Here is a 24,678-nt window from a genome sequence, read left to right on the forward strand (position 1 = left end):
GTTCAATTTCATCATTTGTTTACATAAAATATGAACAAAATACTAGTGAAAAATCCTTGAAAAATAACTTGTTAATTTTTGCACAAACTTATTGACGGAAGTTGGCAATCTCAGTAAAATAACATTGTATGAGAATTTTTTGATACATTTTCATGCTCACGATATCCAGAAATCGAATGGTTCAGGAAAAGAAAGGAGAACTTCATCTATGGATTTCAATTTGACAGAACAACAGAAAATGATGCAGAAGTTGTTCAGAGAAGTTGCGCAAAACGAAGTAAAAGAAAACGCAGCCGACGTTGACGAAAACGAACGTTTTCCAAAAGAAAATGTAGAAGTTATGCGTCAAGCGAAAATGTTGGGTATCCCTTATTCACGCGAATACGGTGGTGCAGGAGCCGACTATTTAAGCTACATTCTAGCTGTGGAAGAACTTTCTAAAACTTGTGCAACGACAGGTGTTGTATTAAGTGCACACACATCATTAGGAACTTGGCCGATTGCTCAATTCGGAACTGAAGCACAGAAACAAAAATATCTTCCAGATCTTTGTACTGGTAAGAAATTGGCTGCTTTCGGTTTGACAGAACCTAATGCCGGTACAGATGCAGCTGGACAGCAAACTACTGCAGTATTAAAAGGAGATCATTATGTTTTGAATGGAACAAAGATCTTCATTACTAATGCAGGAGAAGCAGATGTTTATATCATCTTTGCGATGACAGACAAATCAAAAGGAACTCATGGAATTTCAGCATTTATCGTTGAAAAAGGAATGCCAGGATTTACTTTTGGTCTCCATGAAAAGAAATTGGGAATCCGTGGTTCAGCTACGAGCGAGTTGATTTTCAATAATGTCGAGATCCCGGTTGAAAACTTATTAGGTAAAGAAGGACAGGGATTCAAGATTGCCATGCAGACGTTGGACGGTGGTCGTATCGGTATCGCCGCTCAAGCTTTAGGTATTGCACAAGGTGCTATTGATGAAGTAGTTCCTTATGTTAAAGCTCGTAAACAGTTTGGACGACCAATCTCTAAATTCCAGAATACACAATTCCAGCTTGCCGATATGCAATGTAAGACAGATGCAGCTCGTATGTTAGTGTATCGTGCGGCCATGGCAAAAGAAAATGGGGAATCATATACTGTATTAGCTGCCGAAGCAAAATTATTCGCTGCTGAAGTTGCTATGGAAGTTACTACAAAAGCTATTCAGTTGATGGGTGGTTATGGTTATACACGTGATCTGCCTGTTGAAAGAATGTTCCGTGATGCCAAGATCACTGAAATCTACGAAGGTACATCTGAAGTACAACGTATGGTTATCTCCGGTGCGGTATTACGATAGAAAGGAATCGTTGAATATGAAAATTGTCGTTCTAGTAAAACAAGTACCAGATTCTACAGAAATCACTGTTGATAAGAATACTGGTACATTGGTTCGTGATGGCGTTCCTAGTATCATCAACCCTGATGATTTAGCTGGGTTAGAAGCTGCTTTACAATTAAAAGATGCAAATCCTGATGTTAAGATTTCGGTTGTATCCATGGGTCCGCCTCAAGCAAAAGGAATGTTGCAGGAAACAATTGCTCGTGGGGCAGATGAAGCATATTTGATCACTGACCGTCGTTTAGGTGGTGCTGATACTTGTGCTACAAGTCGTACGCTTGCTGCTGCTTTGAAAAAAATCGGTTTTGACTTGATCATTGCCGGACGTCAAGCCATTGATGGTGATACAGCTCAGGTAGGACCTCAGACTGCAGAACGTTTAGGCCTTCCACAGATTACCTATGTGGATGAAATTATTGACGTGACTCCAGAAAAGATCACTGTTAAGAAATCTTTGGAAGAAGAAGAACAAATCTTAACTTCGACTATGCCTTGTGTATTGACTACTCTATCAGGAATGAACAATCCTCGTTACATGAACTGTAATGATATTGTGGATTCTTTTGATAAACCAGTACACATTATGACTTTTGATGATTTGGATCTCGACCTTTCTGTAGTAGGTCTTGCAGGTTCTCCTACAAAAGTTCATGCAACATTTACAAAAGATGTTAGTGCAGAAACGAAAACATATGATATGCCTGCACAGGAAGCTGCTGAATTGATTGCTCGTACTTTAAAAGAAAAGCAATTGATCACGAAGTAGGAAGGAGAACAACATGGCAAAATTTGAAGGATACAAAGACATTTATGTATTTGTAGAACAAAAAAACGGAACCATTGCAGAAGTTGGTTATGAGTTGATTTCAGAAGCAAGAAAACTTGTAGCCAGCATTCCTGAAATGGGATACCAGGTCGTAGGTGTTCTATTAGGTTCTAACATTACTGATAAGGCACAAGAAGTCATTGTTCACGGGGCTGATAAAGTGATTGTCGTGGATGATGAATTACTAAAAGATTACTCAACACAATTCTATACAGATGCCCTGACACAGATCATCAAAGAATTCAAACCAGATTCTTTCTTAACGGGAGCTACTGTATTAGGTCGTGACCTTGCTCCACGTGTTGCGGCTCGTATCAATGCTGGTTTAACGGCAGATGCAACAAAGATCGAAATTGATACTGACAAAGCAAAAGACGGAGAAGCTTTATTGTTGGTCACTCGTCCAACATTCGGCGGAAACTTATTTGGTACGATCGTATGTCCAGATACTCGTCCGCAAATGGCAACAATTCGTCCAAAAGTATTTGATATGGCTCCAGTTGATGAATCTCGTACAGGCGAAGTTGTAACATTCCAGCCACAATGGGAAACAACAACTCCTCAAGTAACCATTGAAAAAGTTGTCGAAAAGATCATTGAAGGTGTAGATATCACAAAAGCCAATATTCTTGTCGGTGCTGGTCGTGGTGCTGAAGGATGTTTAGATGTTTTACAGGCATGCGCAAAAGAGTTAGATGGTGTAGTATGTGCTACTCGTGCTGTTGTTGAAGACGGCTATATGGACAAGAGTTTACAAGTAGGACAAACTGGTAAAACTGTCCGTCCTTCTCTGTACATCGCTTGTGGTATTTCAGGAGCTGTTCAGCATGTTGCCGGTATGGAAAAATCGGATATGATCATCGCAATCAACCGTGATCCTCAAGCTGAAATTTTCACAATTGCCAACATGGGATTTGTTGGAGACGTTAATGAAGTATTACCATTATTAGTTGAAGAAATCAAAAAAGCAAAAGCTGCTTAAGGAGGATATTCACTATGACATTAAAAGTTGGTGTAGTTGGCGCCGGTACTATGGGACAAGGCATCGCAAATGCATTTGCGAGCGCTGGTAACCAGGTAACTGTCGTTGATGTAAAATTGGAATGGGCACAAAATGGTGTCAATAAGATCTTTGCTTCTAAAGATAAATTAGTTTCTCGCGGAAAGATCACTGAAGAAGCTGCAAATCAGGCTAAGGCAAATTTAAAAGCTGGTGTTTATGAAGATTTAGCAGATGCTGATTTGATCGTTGAAGCGGTTTTGGAAGTTATGAATGTAAAAAAAGAACTGTTCGCAAAATTAGATGAAATCGTTAAAGATGACTGCATCTTCGGTTCGAATACTTCCAGCTTAAGCATCACGGAAATCGCTAACGGTGTAAAACATCCTGTTATTGGTATGCATTTCTTCAATCCTGCGGATCGTATGAAACTTGTTGAAGTTATTTCTGGTGCAAATACTCCTGCAGAAGTCAAAGACAAAGTGATCGAGATCTCTAAAGCTATCGGAAAAACTCCTGTTGAAGTTAATGAAGGTCCAGGTTTCGTAGTCAATCGTATTTTGGTACCTATGATCAATGAAGCTACTTTTATTCTTCAGGAAGGTATTGCTTCGGCTAGCGATATTGATACAGCTATGCAATTAGGAGCTAACCATCCAATGGGCCCTCTGGCATTAGGTGACCTGATTGGTTTGGATATCGTAGAAGCTATTATGGATGTACTGTATCATGAAACAGGCGATTCTAAATATCGTGCAAGTACGTTATTGAGAAAAATGGTTCGTGCCGGTAAGTTAGGACGTAAAACAGGAGAAGGTTTCTACAAATATTAATCGGTAGATCGATGAAATTGAGGCGGAACGTTCCAGTTTCGCCTTTTTAAAAAGAAAGGAAAAAACCATGGAAAATGTTATTTTAGAAAAACAGGGACACATCTCTATTATTACAATCAATCGCGAAAAAGCCTTGAACGCTTTAAGCACAGCTGTTTTAAAAGATTTGGAAGAAGCAGTTCAGACAGTTGAAAAGGATTCAGATACGTATTGTGCGGTCATCACAGGTGCAGGATCAAAAAGTTTTGTTGCCGGTGCTGACATTGCAGAAATGAAAGATAAAAATGTTGAAGAAGCTGCTGAGTATGGTGCTTATGGAAATAAGATCTTCCGTATGATCGAAACGATGCATTGTCCAGTGATTGCGGCCGTTAATGGTTTCGCATTGGGCGGCGGTTGCGAACTGGCTATGAGCTGTGATATTCGTATTGCCAGTGAAAACGCAGTATTCGGACAACCAGAAGTAGGTTTAGGGATCACGCCTGGTTTTGGCGGAACTCAGCGTTTAGCTCGACTTGTTCCAGCTGGTATCGCAAAAGAAATGATTTTTACAGCACGTAATATCAAGGCCGATAAAGCATTGTCGATTGGTTTAGTCAATGCGGTTGTTTCTTCTGAAGATTTGATGCCAACAGTTTTAAAGATGGCAAACGGCATTGCGAAGAATGCACCTATTGCAGTTAGTTATGCAAAAAAAGCTATCAATGATGGTCTTCAGACAGATATCGACAGCGGTATTCAAATCGAGGTAAAACGCTTCTCTGATTGTTTTGCTACAGAAGATCAGACTTATGGAATGGAATGCTTTGTTAATAAGGTAAAAGAAAAAGAATTTAAAAATAAATAGGAGGGTTTCGCATGGCAAAAATAGTATCAGCTGAAGAAGCTGTCTCCATGATCAAAGATGGTGATACAGTAGGAATCAGCGGATTTATTGGAATGGGGCATCCTCAAGAATTGAGTATTGCCGTTGAGAACAGTTTTTTAAATACGGGTCATCCTCGTGATTTAACTGTCATGTTTTCAGCAGGTATGGGTGATGGTACCGATAAGCTAGGAGCAAATCATTTAGGACATGAAGGTTTATTAAAACGAATTGTTGTAGGGCACTGGGGCTTGATTCCTACATTCCAAAAACTTGTTTTTGAAAATAAAGTTGAGGGATATAATCTGCCGTTAGGAACCATTTCTTTGTTATTCCGCGAAATAGCTGGGCATCGTCCTGGCGTGATCACAAAGATTGGATTGAAGACATTTGTGGATCCACGTTTAGAAGGTGCTAAGATGAATGAGAAAACAAGACAAGCTGAGGATCTTGTTGAGCTTATTGAAATGGATGGAGAAGAATGGTTACGATATAAATCTTTCCCGGTCAATGTAGCTTTACTTCGCGGAACATATGCTGATGAAGACGGAAATATTGTTATGACGCAAGAGGCCGGCACTCTAGATTCTCTATCTATCGCACAAGCGGCCAAAAATTCTGGAGGGAAAGTAATTGTACAAGTCAAAGAAATCGTTCAGAATGGAACCCTTTCTGCTCGTGATGTGAAGATACCGGGAATTTATGTAGATGCACTTGTCATTGGAAAGCCGGAAAATCATTGGCAAACTTATTCTCAAGAATACAATCCTTCTTACTCCGGAGAAGTACGTGTCCCTGTGGATTCCATTGAACCAATGCCTTTAAATGCTCGTAAAGTCGTTTGCCGCAGGGCAGCTATGGAATTGGATCCAAACGCTATTATTAACTTGGGAATCGGTATGCCGGAAGGTATTGCCAACGTTGCTAACGAAGAAGGTCTTCCTGGGTTGAAACTTACTGTCGAAACAGGTGGAATTGGCGGTGTCCCAATGAGTGGTACTGCATTTGGAGCGTGTACAAACCCAGATGCAATGATTGACCAACCTTATCAGTTTGATTTCTATGATGGCGGAGGACTTGATCAGGCATTCTTAGGTTTGGCAGAATGCGATCGCCATGGAAATATTAACGTTTCTCGCTTTGGACCAAAAATCGCAGGTTGCGGTGGATTTATCAACATCACTCAAACAGCCCCTGTTGTTGTTTATTGTGGTACATTCACTGCTAAAGGACTTAAGGAAAAGATTGGTAATGGTCAATTAGAAATCTTGCAAGAAGGCCAAATCAAAAAGTTTAAAAATGAAGTTGAACAAATAACATTTGCGGCTGAATACGCTGCGCAGACAGGACAAAAAGTCCTTTACATTACTGAAAGAGCTGTTTTTGAACTTTTAGATGGAGTCTTAACATTAACTGAAATCGCTCCAGGTGTTGATTTGGAAAAAGATGTCTTAGGTCAAATGGAATTTAAACCGGCTATTGCCTCCGATTTGAAATTGATGGATTCTCGTATTTTTGAAGATCAACCTATGGGACTTAAAAGTGATAATTAGGAGTACTGTATAGTACTCCTTTTTGAAAAGGAGCGCTCAAAATGTTATTTTTTAGAAATGATTATGGACAAGGCTGTATTCCTGAAATCATGGAGTTGTTAAACAATACCAATTTAAATAGTTTTGTAGGCTATGGCGAAGACGATTTATGCTTACAGGCCAAATCTTTGATTGAATCAAAGATGATAGATCACGATGTGGACATTCATTTTATTTCGGGCGGAACATTAACCAATAAAACTGTGATTTCTTCTGTTTTACGTCCGTTTGAAGCTGTTATTTCTTGTGATACAGGCCATATCGCTACTCACGAAACCGGGGCTATTGAATCAACTGGCCATAAGGTTATCACTGTTCCAAATGTCAATGGGAAGCTGACACCTCAACTGATTCGAAAAGCGTTTGATGAACACATGTTGACTTATGAACATTTGGTCTACCCTAAAATGGTATATATTTCAAACTCAACAGAATTTGGAACTGTTTATACTCGACAAGAAATCGAAGAGATTGTTTCGATTTGCAAAGAGTTAGATCTATACCTGTATATGGATGGAGCACGTTTAGGAACTGCGTTGATGTCTGGCGTCGATTATACACTCAATGATCTTGCAGAATGGTGTGATGTTTTTTATATTGGCGGAACTAAGAATGGTGCCTTGATGGGGGAAGCAGTCGTTATATGTAATGAATCGTTAAAACCTTTTTTCCGATTCTGTATGAAACAAAATGGAGCTATGATGGCTAAAGGATGGCTATTGGGAATCCAATTTAAAGGTTTATTTGAAAATGATTCTTTTTATCGTGCTGCTAAGCATGCTAACTCCATGGCACAAAAGTTACAAGACGCATTATCTGAATTAAAGTATCCATTCCTAATGAAAAGTGAGACTAATCAAATATTTCCGATCGTGACAGACAAAGAGTATGAGTTTTTGTCTTCTGTTGTCGATTTTGAGATTTGGGAAAAACAAGATCAGAATATTGCGATTCGGTTTGTGACCAGCTGGACAACCACTAAAGAAGATTTAGATTCATTAATAGAGTATCTAAAACAAGCAAAAGCACTCGAAGACTAAATCGAGTGCTTTTTCAATTGTCTTTGATAACACCACCCAAGGACTCCATCTTTTTTGATTTGAACACGGTCCTGATATTGATGTACGATTTTTACTTTGTCATTAACCCGCAATGGAATTTGATAATTTGTATAATCAGTGGCAAATAATTGTCCATGTCGAATTTGTAAAAAAGAATTATCTACCCAAAACGAGCGATTGATATAAGGCGAATAAACATAAGATTCCTGCTTTTCTTTTTTTAACAAATCAACCTGTCCATGATTCCACGTGATAAAAAATGGAATCTGTGTGTGATAAGGAACTTCTTCCTTTACGATTGCGGTTTCCAATAGGTCGCAGCGTTTAATCTCTACATAATTATCTTGAAAGATCAATGCATTCAATTGACCTGCTTTTTTGACTATATTCCCACCATCAATGCAGTAAATATTCTTTTCCGGTGAAAACAATGGATCAAAATGTGCGATGTGTCGTTGATATTCAGTGACAGGCATATGTCCACACACAACCGTTTTGTTAAATTTTGGTGCCGAATCTAAAAAAAGAGGAGTGGTCATTGGAGTGCGAAAATCATCTCCGAAGTTTTCTTCGCTTTGAATACCCGCATGCGTGAAGATCATAGTATCAGATTCTAAGATATGAGGTAGATCATTACAAAATGCTAATTCTTCATAATAGTTTTGCCGCAAAATATTACAGAATTTTTCCATATCTGTCGTATCGTGGAATTCTATTCCGATAGCCGACACCATTTCGTGCAATATTGAATTCTTGCGAATCATCAAGATTTGTTTCAAGAAATCCAGGCGGTAAGAAAGAAAAGCGTTCTTAATGGTAAAATCGCAGTTTCCCATCAATGCATGCACTTCTCCTTGCTTTGATTGCCGGATGATCGTCCTTAAAGTTTCTAAATTACGCGGACCCTTTTCAATCAAGTCTCCCAACAACAATAATCGGTCTTCGCCTTCCTGATAATCGCATTCGTCTAAAAGTTTAAGATAAGCATTCAAATTTCCGTGAATATCACTGATAACGATCGTCCTTTTCTTTTTCCATGGGCCCAGATGTTTGATAATGGGTTTTCTATTCATTTTGGAATAAATAATTTAGAAAGACTGGAGCTTCTTGTTCCCAATCACTTTCTGTATGAGCCCCTTCTGGTTTTACATTAAATTGAATATGAGCCCCTTTTTTTAATAGGCGATTCGCGATCTCAGTGACAATTTTTGTTTCTTGAACAAAAGCGTGTTTGCTTGATCCTTCTAAAGCCCCCCATGAGATATAAAATGAGGAAGGACCAACAAAATTCGTATGATCTGCTTCTAATAGAAAATATTCTGAAGTTGGTATCAAATAAGGCGATAAAACCAGGGATCGGGAAAAAATATCATTATGTCTCATTCCCGCATAAAGAGCCATAGCCCCTCCACAACTTGATCCGCCGATCCAAGTAGTCTCTCTTTGTGATAGAGTAGGGAAATGAACATCAATATATGGTTTTAACTCATGAATAAAGAAATTCATGGTTCCTTCTCCAAAACCTTCACCCATTGCCTGCAATTCTTCATCAGCAAAAGGGTATGGACTGTATTCGTAGAGACGATCGTTGCCATGGTGACTGCATTCCTGGCCGACGACAATCAATTCTTTTTGATTCCAAAGAATTTGATTTGCTAAATTCCATGATTTTCCATAGGTTGCATCTTCATCATTGAATAAGTTGTGCCCATCAAACATGTAAAGGACAGGGTATCGTTTTTGCGAATAGAGATAGTCATCCGGAAGATACATATGAATCGTTCGTTGTTCATGGAACTGTGTCATTAATCTATCAAACTTTAAGATCACTGTTCTGATCCTTTCCTAATGTTTCTTGAAAAGCGGCCTTGTAAAAAGCGTTTCTTTCTTCAGGCGTTTTAAATCTTGCAGAAATTGTTACATCTCCCATAGTCGCAGCATATGCTTCCGGCAAGTAGATCGTACTTAGCCATTGATCTTTAAACATCTGTTCCAATTCTTTAACTCGGTATTTATACGAGATAGAATTTCTGCGTCCGGCAAAGCCCGCTGATTCTCTGGCAATGTTCATATAGTCTCCTTGCTGAGTGATCAAAACCTGTGCCCAAATATCATAAACATCTAAGGATCCGGCATAATTCATTAAGTCCGGTGCAAAACCTCCCGGAGGACGGAAATTAACTTCTAAGCCAATTACAGTTCCTTTTTTTCCCAAACCTTTCTTTTCTTTGGTTAAACGGAAAAACTCGCAATGAAAGAACCGATTCTTTAAATGAAAGGCATGAATGGTACGCTGCGCAATATCGCGATATTCATCACTGATCGTAAAAGCTGTATAAGCCCCAATCGATTGCTGATACTGAACGCTATCCATACAGTTGCCTACATATTCTAGCGAATTTAAATATCGTATTGTTCCTTGAGCATCGCAAATACCATCCAAAGTAAAAACATCGCCTTCAATATATTCTTCTAATATCATTTGAACTTTTGGCGCCACATGGAGATATTTTTTAAGATCTTCATCATTTTTGATCGTATATGTAAAAGAAGCTCCCACCCCATGATCTGGCTTTAAAACAAGCGGATAGCCAATCTTGTGTGCAAATTCGAGAGCATTTTCTTCACTTTCCACAAGAGAATATCGCGCTGTTGGAATACCGGCATCCTCATAATATTTCTTCATAGCGGCTTTACTTTGATATTCTGTGATTGTTTTGAAATCAAATCCTGTTTTTACATTAAAATCATCGCGCAACTTTGCATCTAAGGATAACCAAGCTTCATTATTGGACTCGATCCAATCGATCTTTCCATATTTAAATGTGAAATATCCCACAGCACGAATCATCTCGTCATAATTATTGAAGTTGTTAACAACATAACATTCATCAATGTTCTGAATCAGGTTCGGGTTTAGATTTTCATAAGCCGTGTCCACAATAGCAAGCACTGTGGCACCATACTTTTTTAACCCTCTGCAAAAGAGCCAATAATTATCTGGGTAATTGGGTGAAATCAATACAAAGTTCATACATTTTTCTCCTTTAATATCGCATGATCGATTGCCATGATGGTTTTGGCATCGAGGATAGTTCCGTTTCTAGTCATTTCATAAGCTTCATGAATAGGAATCCATTTACATTCGATTTCTTCGTCTTCATCCATTGTCAGTCTGTTTTTAACCGGAATCGGATCAATTGCTTCATAAATCCAGATTCTCTCATCGCAAAAACCAGGTGTTGAGAAAAAAGATTGTATCAGACTCAGTTCCTTACAAGTATATCCGGCTTCTTCATTAAGTTCGCGTAAGCCAGCTTGAAGAGGATCCTCGCCATATTCCAGTTTTCCGGCAGGAATCTCTAGTGTGATCTGATCTATGGCGGGCCGCATCTGCTGGACCAAAAGTATCTTGCGATCAACGATAACTAAGATTCCAACGCCGCCAGGATGACGGATGATATCTCGAAGATAATCTTTTCCTTTAATTTGGATTGTTTTTTGGTTCAAAGAGAAGATCGATCCATTGTAAATTGTTTTTTCTTCCATGAACTTTCATCTTCTTTCATTAGTTTTCATTATAGCAAAATAAAAGGCTCTCGAAAAGAGAACCTTAATTAATTTCCATTAAAATAGCTTCCGAAACAGCTCTGGCAATCAAGTCTTGAAAATGTTCGTCTGTAAGATTTTGAACATCTTGTTCGTTTGTCAGATATCCGATTTGAATCAGTAATGATGGTAAATCTGCATCTTGTAGAATCGAGAAGTTTTCATAATGATCACTATCAAGCCCATCAAAACGCGAATAGTTGATAGCCATGAGTTTGTCATTGATCGTATTGGCCAAATCGATCAGATTCTCATCAGGGTGTGTAAAAAAAGAATATCCCTTTATCGTTGTATCGACATCATCTGCCATCTGAATGCTGATTAAGTAGTCTGCCTGATTTTGTTTTGCGATCTGCACACGTTGATTTTCGTTTCCGCCTTCGCTTGTTTCCGTGATCGTAGAGTCATCGGATCTGGTATACACAACATTATAGTCGGCTTGTGACAAATATTCTCCAATTTTTAAAACCAAAGCCAAATTTAGATCTTTTTCCATAGTCTCATCATTGACTACATAACCAGTATCATTACCGCCGTTTGCTGCATCTAAACATATCGTCGCCTTTGACTCGGATAAACCAATATCGATATTATCATTGGTTCTTGCCTGTGATGTTGTATTCGTAGGAGTGCGAAGATTGGGATCTTGATTGGAAGAAAGATTAGGTTGAACGATCAAAGCCATGAACAAAGCAATTATTAAAAACCATATAGCTCTTTTCATTCCATCACCCCTTAAATTGTTATCATCATATCATAAATCTTCTATTTACGCATCCTTGCCGTTCTTTCTTGTTTGTCTAAAATTTGATATACTTTTAAGCGGTGATAACATGGAATTTAAAATCACAATAGATCAGTTTGAAGGCCCGTTGGATTTGATGCTGCATCTGATCAAAGAAAACAAACTGGACCTTTTTGATTTGGATATGCTCATACTTGCAGATCAGTATATTCACTATATCCATCAAATGGAGGATATGCATTTAGAAGTTGCTAGTGAATATTTGATCGAATTAAGCAGTTTGATTGAATATAAAAGTCGAAAACTTCTTCCAAGAGAGGAAGTCGTTGTAGACGATGATTACGAAGAAGTGGAAAGAGACCGTTTAGTTTCGCGACTTTTGGAGTACCAAAAGTTTAAAGAAGTAACTATGGATCTCAAGGATTCTTATGAGAAAAGGCAGCTGCATTATACGCGCCCACAAGCTTCATTGGCATCGCAATGGTCTATCCCGATCCAACAAGAGCAATTATCGCCTCAATCACCATATGAATTAATGAAAGCTATGAATCGTGTGATTCAACGGAAGATTTTATTGGAACCTTATGAAACAAAAGTTACAATCAAAGAAATGTCTCTAGAAGATCGGCGTTCTATGATCTTGCCTCGAATACAGACTATGAAAGAGCCTTTCCTTTTTGATGATCTTTGTGACGATTGTACTGATCTTCATATGTTGATCGTTACATTTTTGGCAGTTTTAGATTTGATCTACCAGAAACAACTAACATTTACTTTGACGGACGATGATAAGATCGTGCTTAGAAAGGATGACACTGTATGACAGAATATAAACCAATTGTAGAAGGTTTGATTTTTTTAAGTGGAGAAGAAGGGCTTTCTTATCAACAGATTAAACAGGCTGTCAACTGTGATTCGGATTCTGTTCTTAAATCTCTTTTAGATGAATTAAAACAAGAATATCAAAATCAGGAACATGGTTTTGAACTGGTTGAATATGCAAGCCGTTATAAATTTGTCACAAAAGAAAGCGTATATCCTTACGGACAGAAGTTGTTTGAATCGATAAAAACTCCTACGCTTTCCCAGGCGGCTTTAGAAACACTGGCAATCATCGCTTATAAACAACCGATCACACGAGTGGAGATTGAAGAGATTCGAGGCGTCAATTGTGAGATGATGTTAAAAAAACTGCAGGTTCGCGGCTTAATAGACGCAAAAGACCGGTTGGACGCAGTCGGGAAGCCGTTATTATATTGTGTAACCGATGCATTCTTGGATGCTTTTCAGTTAGAGACTTTGGCAGAACTGCCGGATCTTCCAACGATTGCACAAGATGATGAATTATTCAAGGAGGATGCTTAATGGAACGTTTACAAAAAATCATCGCTCAATCCGGTTATTGTTCTCGTCGCAAGGCAGAAGATCTGATTCTACAGGGAAGAGTAAAAGTCAACGGAAAAACTGTCGATATATTAGGAACCAAGGTACGTCCTCAAGATGATATACAAATCGATGGGAAACGTATTGAAAAAGAAGAGAAGATCTATTATGTCATAAACAAACCAAAGGGTTGTGTTACGACCAGTAAAGATCAATTCAATCGAAAGACAGTTCTGGATTATATCCCGGTCAAGGAAAGAATTTATCCGGTTGGACGATTGGATTACGATACCAGCGGCGTATTATTTTTAACTAATGATGGACAGTTTACCAATCAGATGATCCATCCAAGGTATCATTTACCTAAAACGTATTTAGTCAATTTACAAGGGCTCCTTTCGGAACAAGATATCCGCAATCTTCGAAAAGGACTCCATACAAAAGAAGCCGATTATCAGCCTTGTCGTGTTCATATGTTAGAAACGGATCCTATATTACATAGATGTCGATTTGAATTGACAATTTATGAAGGAAAAAACCACCAGGTCAAAAAAATGATGGAAGCTTTGGGTCATCGTGTTCTCCGTTTACACAGAACCCGTTTTGGCTTTATTAGTGCAGACGATTTAAAACCTGGTGAATATCGGCGATTAAAACCTTTTGAAGTTAAGAAACTCAAAAACCTCAGCATGCAAGGAGGTTCTAAATGAAACAAGTATTTGTAGATGATCCGTGTATGCTTCACGCATCGATTTCTTTAGACCCTAAACAGGCACATCATCTTTTTGATGTGTTACGCATTCAAAAAAAAGAAACGATTCGAGTAGTCAGCAAAAAAGGAGGGACCTTTTTAGCACACCCTCTTGATAAACCATATTTATATGTTTTTGATGAAATCGAAGTTCCTCGCAGCGCGAAACACATTACACTTTGTGCTTCTTTGATCAAACAGGATCGTTTTGAATTGATGTTGCAGAAAGCTTGTGAATTGGGCGTGACAAAAATAGTTCCGTTTACTTCGGCATATAGTATTATCCGGATCGATCCAAAAAAAATCGATAAAAAAACAGAGCGTTGGCAACAGATCATTTTTGATGCATGTAAACAATGCAACCGGAATGATCTTGTGGAGTTGGAGGCCATTCAAAATATTGAAACGTTACACAATTATCAACAAGATTGTAATTTGGTTTGCTATGAAAAACAAAATGATCCTTCTTTTCATATTTCTCATTTGTTAAAAAGAGATCCTGCCAGTGTAACGATCGTGATTGGCCCAGAAGGCGGGTTCGATGTCAATGAAATTGATATACTGCAAGACGATCATTTTATCCCTGTATCCTTAGGAAACAGAATCTTGCGTGCAGAGACAGCCGCCTTCTATGCTTTATCCTGTATTGATTATCAACATTCCTTGTCAAAGGAGGAAAAATAAATGCGGATTTCAATCACGACATTAGGTTGTAAAGTCAACGCGTACGAATCCAACTATTATGCGCAACAGCTTCAAGAACACGGATTCAAGGTTGTAAATTCAGATGAAAAAGCCGATCTTTGTATCATCAATACGTGTACTGTCACTAATACTGCGGCGTCAAAATCGAGGCAAAAAATACACGCTTTAAAAAAAAGAAATCCAAACGCTTTGATCGTTGTAGTTGGCTGTTATGCACAAAATGCAACTCGCGAACAGCGAGAAGAATTAAAAGCAGATCTGATCATTGGAGCAAAATATAAAAACCAGCTAGTCTCTTTGATTCAATCTTTGATTGAAGAACATCAAGCAAAAGATTTAGTTGGAGATATTTCAGATTTTACTCAATTTGAAGAAATGCCGATCCATGTTTTCGAATCCAAGCATCGTGCTTTTTTAAAAATCGAGGATGGATGTAATCAATTTTGTACATATTGTGCTATACCTTATGCCAGAGGACCGCAGCGTTCTTTAAGATTTGAACAAGTGGTTTCGATCGCAAAAGAGCTTGCACAAAAGGGACATCGTGAAATCGTTCTGACCGGAATTCATACCGGGCGATATTATGATCAAGGGAAAACACTCAGCGATCTTTTAAAAGTATTATTAGAAGAAGTGGACGAAAATGTTTATTTTCGCATCTCCAGTATTGAAATCACAGAAGTAGATGATGCTTTAATAGATTTGATGAAACATCATAAACAACTTTGTCATCATCTGCATATTCCTGTACAATCTGGATGTAACAAGACATTGAAGAGAATGAATAGACCTTATACGATTGAAGAGTTTATCGCTCGATTGGATCAAATTCGCAAAGAAATCCCAGATATTTCTATTTCGACAGATGTGATCTGTGGATTTGTACAAGAAAGCGATGAAGAGTTTCAAACAACATTAAAAAATATGGAAAGGTGCTCTTTTTCATTTATGCATGTGTTCCCATATTCAAAAAGAAACGGGACCAAAGCGAGTACTATGAAGGGCGAAATTCATGGATCCGTTGTGAAAGAAAGAGTGGCTCAATTGTTAAAATTGTCTTCACAACTTCGTTATAAAGATATGATGCGATTCTCTCCCTTGGAAGTTTTGATAGAAAAACAGGATCCGAGCGGTGTTTATCATGGGTATTCATCTCAATATCACCCTGTGCAGATTTATTCCGAAAAATCATTAACGGGGCGAATTCATTGTCAATGGGATCGAATTGAGAATAATGTTTATATCGTAAATCAGAAAGAAGGTTGTCTATGCGATTAAGTAAGCTTTTTAAAAATGCTCCTACTGTCAATATTACCGGACTTTGTTTGGATTCCCGAAAAGTTAAAAAAGGAGATATGTATTTCTGTTTGCCCGGCATGACATTCGATGGTCATGATTTCATTCCTCAAGCCATTGAAAAGGGAGCTATCGCCATCGTACATTCCAAAGATATCATCGACAAATTGCCGGGAGTCATTTATATACAGGTTGAAGATGTCACCGCATGTATGAACCAATGTGCTCGTCTGTTTTATTCTAAGCCCTCTGACAAGATGACGATGTACGGAATCACTGGAACCAACGGTAAAAGCTCATGTGCCAATATAATTAAGTATATTCGTGATTTAAAAGAACCGTGTGGATATATCGGAACTATTGCGATCGAGTACGGAAAAGTTCGCATCGCTCCAGATCTTACCACACCGGATACTTTATTTCTTCAAAGAAAGCTGAGCGATATGGTTCGTGCCGGAATGAAATCTTGTGCTTTAGAGGTGAGCAGTCATGGGTTATCGCAGCATCGCGTGGATGGCATCCGTTTTGATGTGGCTATCTTTACGAATTTAACCTATGATCATCTTGATTTTCATGGAACTATAGAAAATTATTTTGAAGCGAAATCTATTTTGTTTAAGGAACTTGTCAAAGAAGACGGGGTTTCGATCCTGAATATTGATGACGATCGATATGAAGATTTGAAAGAATGCTCTAAGGCACGTGTTGTTTCTTATGGTATTGAGCAGAATTGCGATTATCGAGCAATCAACATTCATGAAAATGCGAAATCGACCTCTTTTGATCTTGTCTATAAGGGGCAAAAATATCCGGTGAAGACAAGTCTGGTTGCGCGATACAATGTCTATAATCTTTTAGCTTGCATTGCTGCTTTACATGAAACCGGAATGAGTTTGCCTGTTATTCTGCAATCTTGTACAAAGATTCCTCAAATTGATGGACGAATGGAACAAATTGAGTGTGGACAACCATTTCATGTCGTTGTCGATTTTGCTCATACACCGGATGGCATGGAACAAATGCTTCGATATGGGCGCCAAGTTGCGGCTGATAAAGGGCGCGTGATCACTGTCTTTGGTTCTGCCGGGAAGCGTGATATCGCCAAACGAAAAGTATTTGGGGAATTAGCGGACAAGTATGCCGATTTGATTATCTTAACAGAAGATGATCCCCGCGATGAAAATCCTAAAGATATTGCGAATCAGATCAAGGAAGGAATTCAGAATAAGCCGAATCTTTTTGTAGAGGATCGTTATGAAGCTATACGCCAGGCAATCGATAATGCATCAAAAGGCGATGTCGTTTTAATTCTTGGAAAAGGGGATGAGCCTTTTATGTATCATGAAAGCGGTCGAGTTCCTTGGACTGGAGACAATATTTGTGCTTTAGAATGCTTAAAAGCATCTGGATATGGCGAAAATAACAATTCCTAACGATTTTCTTGGCCAAATCGGTCTTTCAAACTTGAAATCGGGGAATTGGTTTGCTATAATTCGAATGGTTATTAACTCAGGAAGGGAGGTTATTTGATGCCAAAGGTAGTTCTTAAAGAGAACGAACAGCTTGATGATGCATTAAGAAGATTCAAGCGTCAGGTTTCTCGAAACGGCACCCTTGCTGAGGCCCGAAAAAGAGAATTTTACGTTAAACCAGGTGTACGCAGAAAGTTGAAATCGGAAGCTGCACGCAAAGCACGTAGAGGAAAATAAGGATCTGCATATTGCAGATTCTTTTTGTGTTATAGGAGGACACATGGCCTTTCATACTATAGATCTATCTGACAAGGATTTCGAATCGATTCAACAGTTTATCGGATTCGAAGATGAGAATTTATCCGAATTAAAACGTTTTTTTAAATGTGATTTCATTTTACGGGATCAAATGTTGAAATATGAATCTGAACAGGTTTATCAAATTCAACAGGTAATTCAGGCATGTTTCCAATTGATCGATCGGCACAGGGTTCTATCTCGACAAGATATAGCCTATCTTTGCCGGTTGTCTATAGAAGGAAAACTAGAACATTTTAAACCGTCTCATCTTCAAATGGTTGCGAAAACTAAATCTGGTAAAGTAATTTATCCCAAAACTTTAGGACAAGCTATTCTATGTGAAGCTTTTCGACATAACGATATTGTATTTGCTACGGGTGTAGCAGGAACTGGAAAAACGTATTTAGCCGTATGCCATGCTGTCAATGCTTTAAAAGAACATAAGATCGAAAAAATTATTTTAACGCGTCCCGCTGTTGAAGCCGGAGAATCTTTAGGCTTTTTACCTGGTGATATGAAAGAGAAGGTCGATCCTTACTTACGGCCGTTATATGACGCATTATATGATATGCTTGGTGTTGAAATGGTCGAAAAGCTGATCGAAAAACAAGTTATCGAAATTGCGCCGCTGGCCTTTATGCGAGGGCGAACATTGAATAAAGCCATCGTTATTTTGGATGAAGCGCAAAATACGACAAAATCACAAATGAAGATGTTTTTGACTCGCATGGGTAACGAAGCACAAATGATCATAAATGGGGATATTACTCAAATTGATTTGATTCGCAAAGAAGATTCGGGCTTAGTACAGGCTACCAAGATCTTAAAAGATATTGATCGAATTGAAATCGTTCATATGCAAAATGCAGATGTTGTCCGGCATCCGCTCGTGCAAAAAATTATTGAACGGTATGCAGAGATTGAAAAATAAAATTCTGTAAGCTATACTAGAAAGGAATTTGAGGTGAAATAAATGGGAAGACATTTTGAAGTACGTGCTGCTGCAATGCAGAAGACCGCAAATCAAAAAGCCAAGATCTATTCTCGATATTCAAAAGAAATCTTGGTAGCGGCAAAAAACGGAGATCCAAATCCTGATATGAATCAGACATTGAAAAAGGCAATCGAACGTGCAAAAGCTAACAATGTTCCGGCTGATGTTATAAAACGAGCGATTGATAAGGCTAAATCCAGTGCGGATGAAAACTATTCGAGTGCTCGATATGAAGGTTTTGGTTCTGGCGGAGGAAGCACGATCATTATTGACTGCTTGACGGATAATCCGAACCGTACGATCGCAAATCTTCGTGCATGTTTCAACAAAAGTCATGCGAAATTAGGTGTTGGCGGCTCTGTTAGTTTCGGATATGAGCATCTGGGAGTCATTGTAATTCAATATGATGATGAAGAAGCGATGATGGATTGTCTGATTGAAAAAGAGATCGATTTAAAAGAAATCGAGATTGAAGAAGGATATATGACCATTACTGTCGAACCGACTCAGCTAGATGATGCGAAAGAAGCTATTGAAGCTTTGATCCCTGATGTTAAATTTGAAGTTTTGGAAGATAAAATGGTTCCAAATGAAACGGTTTCTTTAGAAGGAGAAGACCTTGATCTGTTCAAACGACTCGTTACATTATTAGATGATGTAGACGATGTTCAGAATGTCTATCATAATGTAGATAATTTAAATTAATTCGTTGAAGAAGAAGGACTTGTTCATAAGCTTGTAGAGAGGATCTGGATGGTGAAAAGATCTAGCGGAGAACAGGAATGACACTTTGGAGAAGTCAGTTAAAATCTGACCGTTTGTTGCGTTAAAACATAAGTGCATGTTCATTGAACATGAAATAAGGTGGTACCGCGTGAAAACGTCCTTATATAGGGGCGTTTTTTTGTTTAAATAAGGAGGAAAATATGGCATATCAAATCCCTCGCGGCTGTCAAGATCTATTGCCAGAAGACAGCTACGCTTGGCAAAGCATTGAAAGAACATTACGTGAATTTTGTTATTTATATAACTATGATGAGATTCGCACACCAATTTTTGAGCATACCAAAGTATTTAAAAGAGAAAATGACTCTAGCGATATGGTCAATAAGGAAATGTATACATTTCAACCTGAAAACTCAAAAACTTCTTTAACGATTCGTCCGGAAGGAACGGCCGGAGTCGTTCGTTCTTTTGTGGAGAATAAAATGTACTCCAGTCCCGATCTGCCCGTTAAATTATTCTATATGGGCACGATGGCAAGACATGAACGACCTCAAAAGGGAAGATTGCGTCTTTTTAACCAATTTGGGGTTGAATGCTTAGGAAATAAAAGTCCTTACACAGATGTAGAAACGATCGTCTTGGCATATTCCATCTTAAAAGCTCTTGGACTGAAGGATTTAAAAGTTTGTATCAATACCTTAGGGGATGAGGAGTCTAGAAAGAATTATCGAGAAACTTTAAAAAGATATTTTGCTCCTTACTTGGATGAACTCTGTGCAGACTGTAAACGGCGTTATGAGCAAAATCCATTACGGATCTTAGACTGTAAAGTGGATCACGAGCATCCTTGTATGCAAAATGTGCCGAAGATCTCTGACTATCTCAATGATTCCAGTCAAGAATATTTTAAAACGGTTCTTTCGCTGCTTGATGAACTTGAGATCCCATATGAAGTGGATCCCGGACTAGTACGAGGATTGGATTATTATACTCATACTGTATTTGAAATTGTTTCTTTAAATACAGAAATGGGAGCACAGTCGACGGTTCTTGCCGGAGGTCGATATGACAACTTGATTCCTTATTATGGCGGACCCGCTGATATGAGCGGTATTGGCTGGGCTCTTGGTATGGAGCGCTTACTGATCGCATTAGAAGCAGAAGGCGTTGAATTGGAAAAGAAACCGGATTTAGATGTTTTTGTGATGTGCTTAGATGAAAGTGCCCGCAGTTACGCATTCCAAACTTTAATTGAGCTGCGTGCTTATGGCTATCGAGCCGACATGGATATGAACGGCAAAGGCTTTAAAGGTCAATTTAAAGCGGCAGATCGAGCCCATGCTCATTACGCCTTATTAATTGGAGAGAATGAAAGATCTCAGAATATGATTACAGTTAAAAATCTTCATACTAAAGAGCAAACTTCGATTCTGAGAAATGATTTAATTATATATTTAGATGATCATATGGAATCTGAACATCACCATCAGGAGGACAGTTATGAAAAGAACACATTATAATGGAGAGTTACGTCTCGAACATGTAGGGTTAGAAGTTTCTTTAATTGGCTGGGTTTCTAAGAAGAGAAATTTTGGTCAGTTGAATTTTATAGATTTGCGGGATCGAAGCGGCATCTGTCAGCTCTTGTTCAGCGAACAATTCAGTGATCAAATCAAACCAGTCAGAAATGAATATTTACTTCATGTTCATGGCAAAGTTGTTGAACGAAAAGATAAAAACCCTGAACTTCCAACAGGAGATATAGAGATCGAGGTATCTTCTTTTGAAATCGTAAACACAGCTAAAACTACACCTTTGATCATCGCGGATGAAACAGATGCATTGGAAGATACTCGCTTGGAGTATCGCTATTTAGATTTGCGCAGACCGGTAATGCAGAAAAAATTGATCATGCGCCATCAAATTACCCGAAGCATGCGTGAGTACCTGGATCAGCATGGTTTCATTGAGATCGAAACACCGATGTTAGGAAAGAGTACCCCGGAAGGAGCTCGCGATTATCTGGTTCCTTCTCGTGTACATCCAGGCAGTTTTTACGCGTTGCCTCAATCGCCTCAGCTTTATAAACAACTATTAATGATCAGCGGGTTTGAACGCTATTATCAATTTGCCCGCTGTTTTAGAGATGAAGACCTAAGAGCTGATCGCCAAACGGATTTTACACAAGTCGATATTGAAACAAGTTTTTTAAGTGAAGATGAAATCATCTCTATGATGGAAGAAATGCTGGTCAAGCTGATGAAAGAAGTAAAGGGAATCGATGTTCAGGCGCCGTTTTTAAGATTAACTTATCGCGAAGCCATGAATCGTTATGGCAGTGACAAACCAGATAATCGCTTTGATATCGAACTTCAAGAATTGACGGATGTGTTTGAAAACACAGAGTTTCAAGTATTCCGTTCCGTCATCGATTCAAAAGGAAGTATCAAAGGAATTGTGGTTCCGGATTTTGCCCATATTTCTCGCAAGCAGATCGATGCTTTTACTGCTTTAGCCAAAAAGAATGGAGCTAAGGGTTTAGTTGTATTGAAAGCATTAGATTCAGATTTAACCGGATCGGCCCGTAAATTTCTAAAGGATTCAGAAGTTAAAGCGCTCTATGAGCGTTTGCGATTGAAAGAAAATGATTGTCTCTTTATTGTCAGTGATCAGTGGTTAAAAACATGTACAGTGCTAGGCGCATTGAGAAATGAAATTGGCAGTCAACTTCATCTCAAACATAAGGATGAGTTTTCGTTTCTTTGGGTTACTGAATTTCCTATGTTCGAATACTCCGAAGAGCTGGGAAGATATCAGGCGAGTCATCATCCTTTTACTCAGCCAATGCAAGAAGATATCCCTTTGCTGGATACAGATGTTGAAAGTGTCCGTGCAAATGCATATGATATCGTGTTGAATGGTTATGAACTTGGTGGCGGAAGCCTTCGTATTTATGACAATCATCTCCAGGAGAAGATTTTTGAACTCCTAGGCTTTAGTGAACAACAAATCAAAGATAAATTCGGGTTCTTTATCGATGCTTTTCAGTATGGAACACCACCGCACGGCGGTTTAGCTTTTGGATTGGACCGAATTGCAATGATATTAAGTGAAAGCGATTCTATTCGCGATGTTATCGCTTTTCCTAAAAATGCTAACGCAAAGTGTCCAATGTCAAAAGCTCCGACACCTGTGGACCAATCTCAGTTGGATGAACTTCATATAGTGATTTCCGATTCTAAATAGGGACTGTTGAAACAGTCCTTTTTTATAGGCATAGCGTTATCTAAATGTCAAGTCTTGTATTCCTTATAAAACTTAGTTATGATGAAAATACCCAAGGACATTACATTTTTCCTACACTTTGAGATAAGGGAGACCGGATGTTGTTATTTTGTGTTGAAGACCTGCTACGCGTGGGGATCCTAAGACTTAACACAGGTCACCCACCTGTACACACAGGGAAAGATCTCTGTTCCTTGGGTTTTTTTAAACAATAAGGGGATTAACAATCAAGAATTTGAATACTGACATAAATGATGTCAAGACCTTTTCTATACTATATTTGAAAGAAGGTATTTATTTATGAAAGAAATTCTATTCTGTATGTTCATTGATCCTTATTTTTTTGTTTTAGCCCTTCTGCAGATGACCTCATGGGTCTTGTTTTTCTTTATTGCGATTCGATGCATACGGTTTATCTTTTTTGATGAAAATGACGAGGAATGTTATGAGTAAAAAAGACGAATTTATTAAAATCTATACTGAACATATTAAAAGAGAGGGTTCTGTTGAATTCTTAGATTTTTTATGTTCCTCAAAGTCTGATTTTTTCATTGCCCCTGCCAGCACTCGTTTTCACGGAAACTATGCGGGCGGCTTGGTAGAGCATAGTCTTAATGTTTATTACTGTTTACAGGATTACTTGAGCCGAGATCGTGTCAAAGAACAATATCAGATGAATTATTCACAAGAAACCATTGCTTTGGTTAGTCTTCTGCATGATGTTTGTAAAATAAACGTGTATCACCAAGAACAGAGAAATAAAAAAGTGAATGGCACATGGGTTCAAGTACCTTATTATGAATTTGAAGACTCCATGCCTTATGGTCATGGTGAAAAAAGTGTATATATGATTACCCCTTTTATGAAATTATCACGGGAAGAAGCATTTGCGATTCGTTATCATATGGGATTTTCCAATGAGGATCCGAGCCGAAACGTGGGATATACTTTTGAACATTTTCCTTTAGCTTTTGCTTTGAGCACAGCGGATATGGAAGCGACTTATTATTGTGATTCTATGCAGAAATAAAGCACAAAACTTTTATGTTGTTTTGTGCTTTTTTTTATGCCAAAGAGAAATTTGTTGTTCGTTGGATAAAGCGGTTAAAAAATTGTCTCTGGCTTGTGGATAAGATTGATAGATGTTTTCTAACATTTCTTTCATTTCTTGTCTCATCGTAATGCCGTCATTTGGACAAATCTTTTTCGCACTTGGGATTTCATTGATTTGGCAAGCATGAATAATTTGCGATTCTTTACAATAAATCAGAGGACGAATCATTGACATGTTCATCCGTGACATGTATTGAACAGGTTGAAACGTAGCGATTTTAGAACCGTGGATCATGTTCATAAACAAGGTTTCGATCGCATCGTCCTGATGATGTCCCAACGCGATTTTATTGCAGGATAACTCTTTTGCTCTTTCAAAGAGAACCCCCTTTTTAAGTGTGGAACAAAGAGAACAAGGCAATCTTCCCTTGGATGTGCGATGTTGTTTCAAGATTTCAAATATTTTTGTTTTTTCGATATATAGCTCCAGGTTATATTGTTTCGCAAAATCGATCATTGTTTGGTTTATTTTATCTTCAAAACCCACATCGACATGGATCGCGCATAATTCAAACGGATGTTTTGAAAACTTTTGATAAATCGATAAAGCCAAAAACAGAAGCATGCTGTCTTTGCCGCCGCTAAGAGCCACGGCGATCCGGTCGCCATCTTCGATCATGGAAAAATCCTGATCTGCATTACGAATGGCCCTGAGAATTGGTTGAATTTTCATAAAGCCTCCTTTGCTTTCTGTTGGTATTATATAGCAGTTGCCAAGGATTTCAAAAAAAA

At 38.4% G+C, this 24,678-nt stretch carries 26 protein-coding genes and 1 other annotated feature; of the genes, 20 read left to right on the forward strand and 6 right to left on the reverse strand.

The genetic code is table 11. From position 1 onward, the window contains the following. The first annotated feature begins 208 nt into the window (after positions 1-208). The 7 genes from HNQ43_RS06685 to HNQ43_RS06715 all read left to right on the forward strand — a co-directional run bounded on the left by HNQ43_RS06685 (position 209) and on the right by HNQ43_RS06715 (position 7,546). Positions 209-1,348 carry an acyl-CoA dehydrogenase gene (locus tag HNQ43_RS06685; protein ID WP_183376088.1) on the forward strand — a complete coding sequence of 380 codons (1,140 nt, stop codon included), beginning with the start codon at positions 209-211 and terminating at the stop codon, positions 1,346-1,348. 16 nt (positions 1,349-1,364) lie between these two features. Further along, positions 1,365-2,156: an electron transfer flavoprotein subunit beta/FixA family protein gene (locus HNQ43_RS06690; RefSeq protein ID WP_183376091.1), complete on the forward strand. Its 792-nt coding sequence runs from the start codon at positions 1,365-1,367 to the stop codon at positions 2,154-2,156. A gap of 13 nt (positions 2,157-2,169) precedes the next feature. Next, positions 2,170-3,198 (forward strand): electron transfer flavoprotein subunit alpha/FixB family protein, encoded by a 1,029-nt coding sequence (locus HNQ43_RS06695; RefSeq protein WP_183376093.1) that lies wholly within the window; start codon positions 2,170-2,172, stop codon positions 3,196-3,198. A 14-nt stretch (positions 3,199-3,212) separates the two neighbouring features. Then, complete coding sequence (locus tag HNQ43_RS06700; protein WP_183376097.1) at positions 3,213-4,049, forward strand: 3-hydroxyacyl-CoA dehydrogenase family protein; 837 nt, start codon at positions 3,213-3,215, stop codon at positions 4,047-4,049. 67 nt (positions 4,050-4,116) lie between these two features. Continuing rightward, positions 4,117-4,896: an enoyl-CoA hydratase-related protein gene (locus HNQ43_RS06705; protein WP_183376100.1), complete on the forward strand. Its 780-nt coding sequence runs from the start codon at positions 4,117-4,119 to the stop codon at positions 4,894-4,896. Between the two features lie 11 nt (positions 4,897-4,907). Further along, entirely contained in the window at positions 4,908-6,467 is a 1,560-nt protein-coding gene (locus HNQ43_RS06710; RefSeq protein ID WP_183376103.1) for an acyl CoA:acetate/3-ketoacid CoA transferase, read from the forward strand. Positions 6,468-6,508: 41 nt separating this feature from the next. Then, positions 6,509-7,546 carry a threonine aldolase family protein gene (locus HNQ43_RS06715; RefSeq protein WP_183376105.1) on the forward strand — a complete coding sequence of 346 codons (1,038 nt, stop codon included), beginning with the start codon at positions 6,509-6,511 and terminating at the stop codon, positions 7,544-7,546. On the opposite strand, the gene HNQ43_RS06720 is transcribed toward HNQ43_RS06715, so the two are convergent. From HNQ43_RS06720 to HNQ43_RS06740, 5 genes are all read right to left on the reverse strand, one after another. Further along, positions 7,543-8,640 (reverse strand): metallophosphoesterase, encoded by a 1,098-nt coding sequence (locus tag HNQ43_RS06720; protein ID WP_183376108.1) that lies wholly within the window; start codon positions 8,638-8,640, stop codon positions 7,543-7,545. The two genes, HNQ43_RS06715 and HNQ43_RS06720, sit on opposite strands and share 4 nt — an antisense overlap. After that, a complete protein-coding gene (locus HNQ43_RS06725) occupies positions 8,633-9,397 on the reverse strand; it encodes an alpha/beta hydrolase (RefSeq protein ID WP_338082822.1) in 765 nt (254 codons plus the stop codon). Before HNQ43_RS06725 ends, HNQ43_RS06720 begins: the two co-directional genes overlap by 8 nt. After that, positions 9,381-10,601, reverse strand: a complete 1,221-nt coding sequence (locus HNQ43_RS06730) for an ATP-grasp domain-containing protein (RefSeq protein WP_183376110.1) — start codon at positions 10,599-10,601, stop codon at positions 9,381-9,383. The genes HNQ43_RS06725 and HNQ43_RS06730 overlap by 17 nt, the downstream gene beginning before the upstream one ends. Then, positions 10,598-11,116 (reverse strand): NUDIX hydrolase, encoded by a 519-nt coding sequence (locus tag HNQ43_RS06735; protein WP_183376113.1) that lies wholly within the window; start codon positions 11,114-11,116, stop codon positions 10,598-10,600. Before HNQ43_RS06735 ends, HNQ43_RS06730 begins: the two co-directional genes overlap by 4 nt. A 64-nt stretch (positions 11,117-11,180) precedes the next feature. After that, positions 11,181-11,900, reverse strand: a complete 720-nt coding sequence (locus tag HNQ43_RS06740; RefSeq protein WP_183376116.1) for an N-acetylmuramoyl-L-alanine amidase family protein — start codon at positions 11,898-11,900, stop codon at positions 11,181-11,183. A gap of 109 nt (positions 11,901-12,009) precedes the next feature. Here HNQ43_RS06740 and HNQ43_RS06745 point away from each other — a divergent pair, with 109 nt between their 5' ends. From HNQ43_RS06745 to HNQ43_RS06805, 13 genes are all read left to right on the forward strand, one after another. Then, positions 12,010-12,744 (forward strand): segregation and condensation protein A, encoded by a 735-nt coding sequence (locus tag HNQ43_RS06745; protein ID WP_183376119.1) that lies wholly within the window; start codon positions 12,010-12,012, stop codon positions 12,742-12,744. Continuing rightward, positions 12,741-13,286, forward strand: coding sequence for an SMC-Scp complex subunit ScpB (gene scpB, locus HNQ43_RS06750; RefSeq protein WP_183376122.1), 546 nt, complete (start codon positions 12,741-12,743; stop codon positions 13,284-13,286). Before HNQ43_RS06745 ends, scpB begins: the two co-directional genes overlap by 4 nt. After that, positions 13,286-14,014 (forward strand): pseudouridine synthase, encoded by a 729-nt coding sequence (locus HNQ43_RS06755; protein ID WP_183376125.1) that lies wholly within the window; start codon positions 13,286-13,288, stop codon positions 14,012-14,014. The genes scpB and HNQ43_RS06755 overlap by 1 nt, the downstream gene beginning before the upstream one ends. After that, positions 14,011-14,739 carry an RsmE family RNA methyltransferase gene (locus tag HNQ43_RS06760; protein WP_183376127.1) on the forward strand — a complete coding sequence of 243 codons (729 nt, stop codon included), beginning with the start codon at positions 14,011-14,013 and terminating at the stop codon, positions 14,737-14,739. Before HNQ43_RS06755 ends, HNQ43_RS06760 begins: the two co-directional genes overlap by 4 nt. After that, positions 14,740-16,038, forward strand: coding sequence for a tRNA (N(6)-L-threonylcarbamoyladenosine(37)-C(2))-methylthiotransferase MtaB (gene mtaB, locus HNQ43_RS06765; protein WP_183376130.1), 1,299 nt, complete (start codon positions 14,740-14,742; stop codon positions 16,036-16,038). Continuing rightward, the gene (locus HNQ43_RS06770) at positions 16,029-17,489 is read left to right on the forward strand and encodes a UDP-N-acetylmuramoyl-L-alanyl-D-glutamate--2,6-diaminopimelate ligase (protein ID WP_183376132.1); all 1,461 of its coding nucleotides are present in this window, start codon (positions 16,029-16,031) and stop codon (positions 17,487-17,489) included. The genes mtaB and HNQ43_RS06770 overlap by 10 nt, the downstream gene beginning before the upstream one ends. Positions 17,490-17,585: 96 nt before the next feature. Beyond that, positions 17,586-17,765 (forward strand): 30S ribosomal protein S21, encoded by a 180-nt coding sequence (gene rpsU / locus HNQ43_RS06775; RefSeq protein ID WP_016318853.1) that lies wholly within the window; start codon positions 17,586-17,588, stop codon positions 17,763-17,765. A 43-nt stretch (positions 17,766-17,808) separates the two neighbouring features. Beyond that, a complete protein-coding gene (locus tag HNQ43_RS06780) occupies positions 17,809-18,759 on the forward strand; it encodes a PhoH family protein (RefSeq protein WP_183376134.1) in 951 nt (316 codons plus the stop codon). A gap of 42 nt (positions 18,760-18,801) precedes the next feature. Further along, complete coding sequence (locus tag HNQ43_RS06785) at positions 18,802-19,527, forward strand: YebC/PmpR family DNA-binding transcriptional regulator (RefSeq protein ID WP_183376137.1); 726 nt, start codon at positions 18,802-18,804, stop codon at positions 19,525-19,527. Next, positions 19,523-19,713 (forward strand) — a binding site (T-box leader). (Overlaps the previous gene by 5 nt.) A 35-nt stretch (positions 19,714-19,748) precedes the next feature. After that, entirely contained in the window at positions 19,749-21,068 is a 1,320-nt protein-coding gene (gene hisS, locus HNQ43_RS06790) for a histidine--tRNA ligase (protein ID WP_183376139.1), read from the forward strand. Next, positions 21,049-22,794, forward strand: a complete 1,746-nt coding sequence (gene aspS, locus HNQ43_RS06795; RefSeq protein ID WP_183376141.1) for an aspartate--tRNA ligase — start codon at positions 21,049-21,051, stop codon at positions 22,792-22,794. The genes hisS and aspS overlap by 20 nt, the downstream gene beginning before the upstream one ends. A 339-nt stretch (positions 22,795-23,133) precedes the next feature. Then, on the forward strand, positions 23,134-23,286 hold the full coding sequence (locus HNQ43_RS06800; protein WP_183376143.1) for a hypothetical protein: 153 nt from the start codon (positions 23,134-23,136) through the stop codon (positions 23,284-23,286). Further along, positions 23,279-23,863, forward strand: coding sequence for an HD domain-containing protein (locus HNQ43_RS06805; protein WP_183376145.1), 585 nt, complete (start codon positions 23,279-23,281; stop codon positions 23,861-23,863). The genes HNQ43_RS06800 and HNQ43_RS06805 overlap by 8 nt, the downstream gene beginning before the upstream one ends. A gap of 12 nt (positions 23,864-23,875) precedes the next feature. On the opposite strand, the gene HNQ43_RS06810 is transcribed toward HNQ43_RS06805, so the two are convergent. Continuing rightward, positions 23,876-24,619 (reverse strand): tRNA 2-thiocytidine biosynthesis TtcA family protein, encoded by a 744-nt coding sequence (locus HNQ43_RS06810; RefSeq protein WP_183376147.1) that lies wholly within the window; start codon positions 24,617-24,619, stop codon positions 23,876-23,878. Between the last annotated feature and the right edge of the window lie 59 nt (positions 24,620-24,678).

This window comes from Faecalicoccus acidiformans, assembly GCF_014202635.1.
Lineage (GTDB): Bacteria > Bacillota_I > Bacilli_A > Erysipelotrichales > Erysipelotrichaceae > Faecalicoccus > Faecalicoccus acidiformans.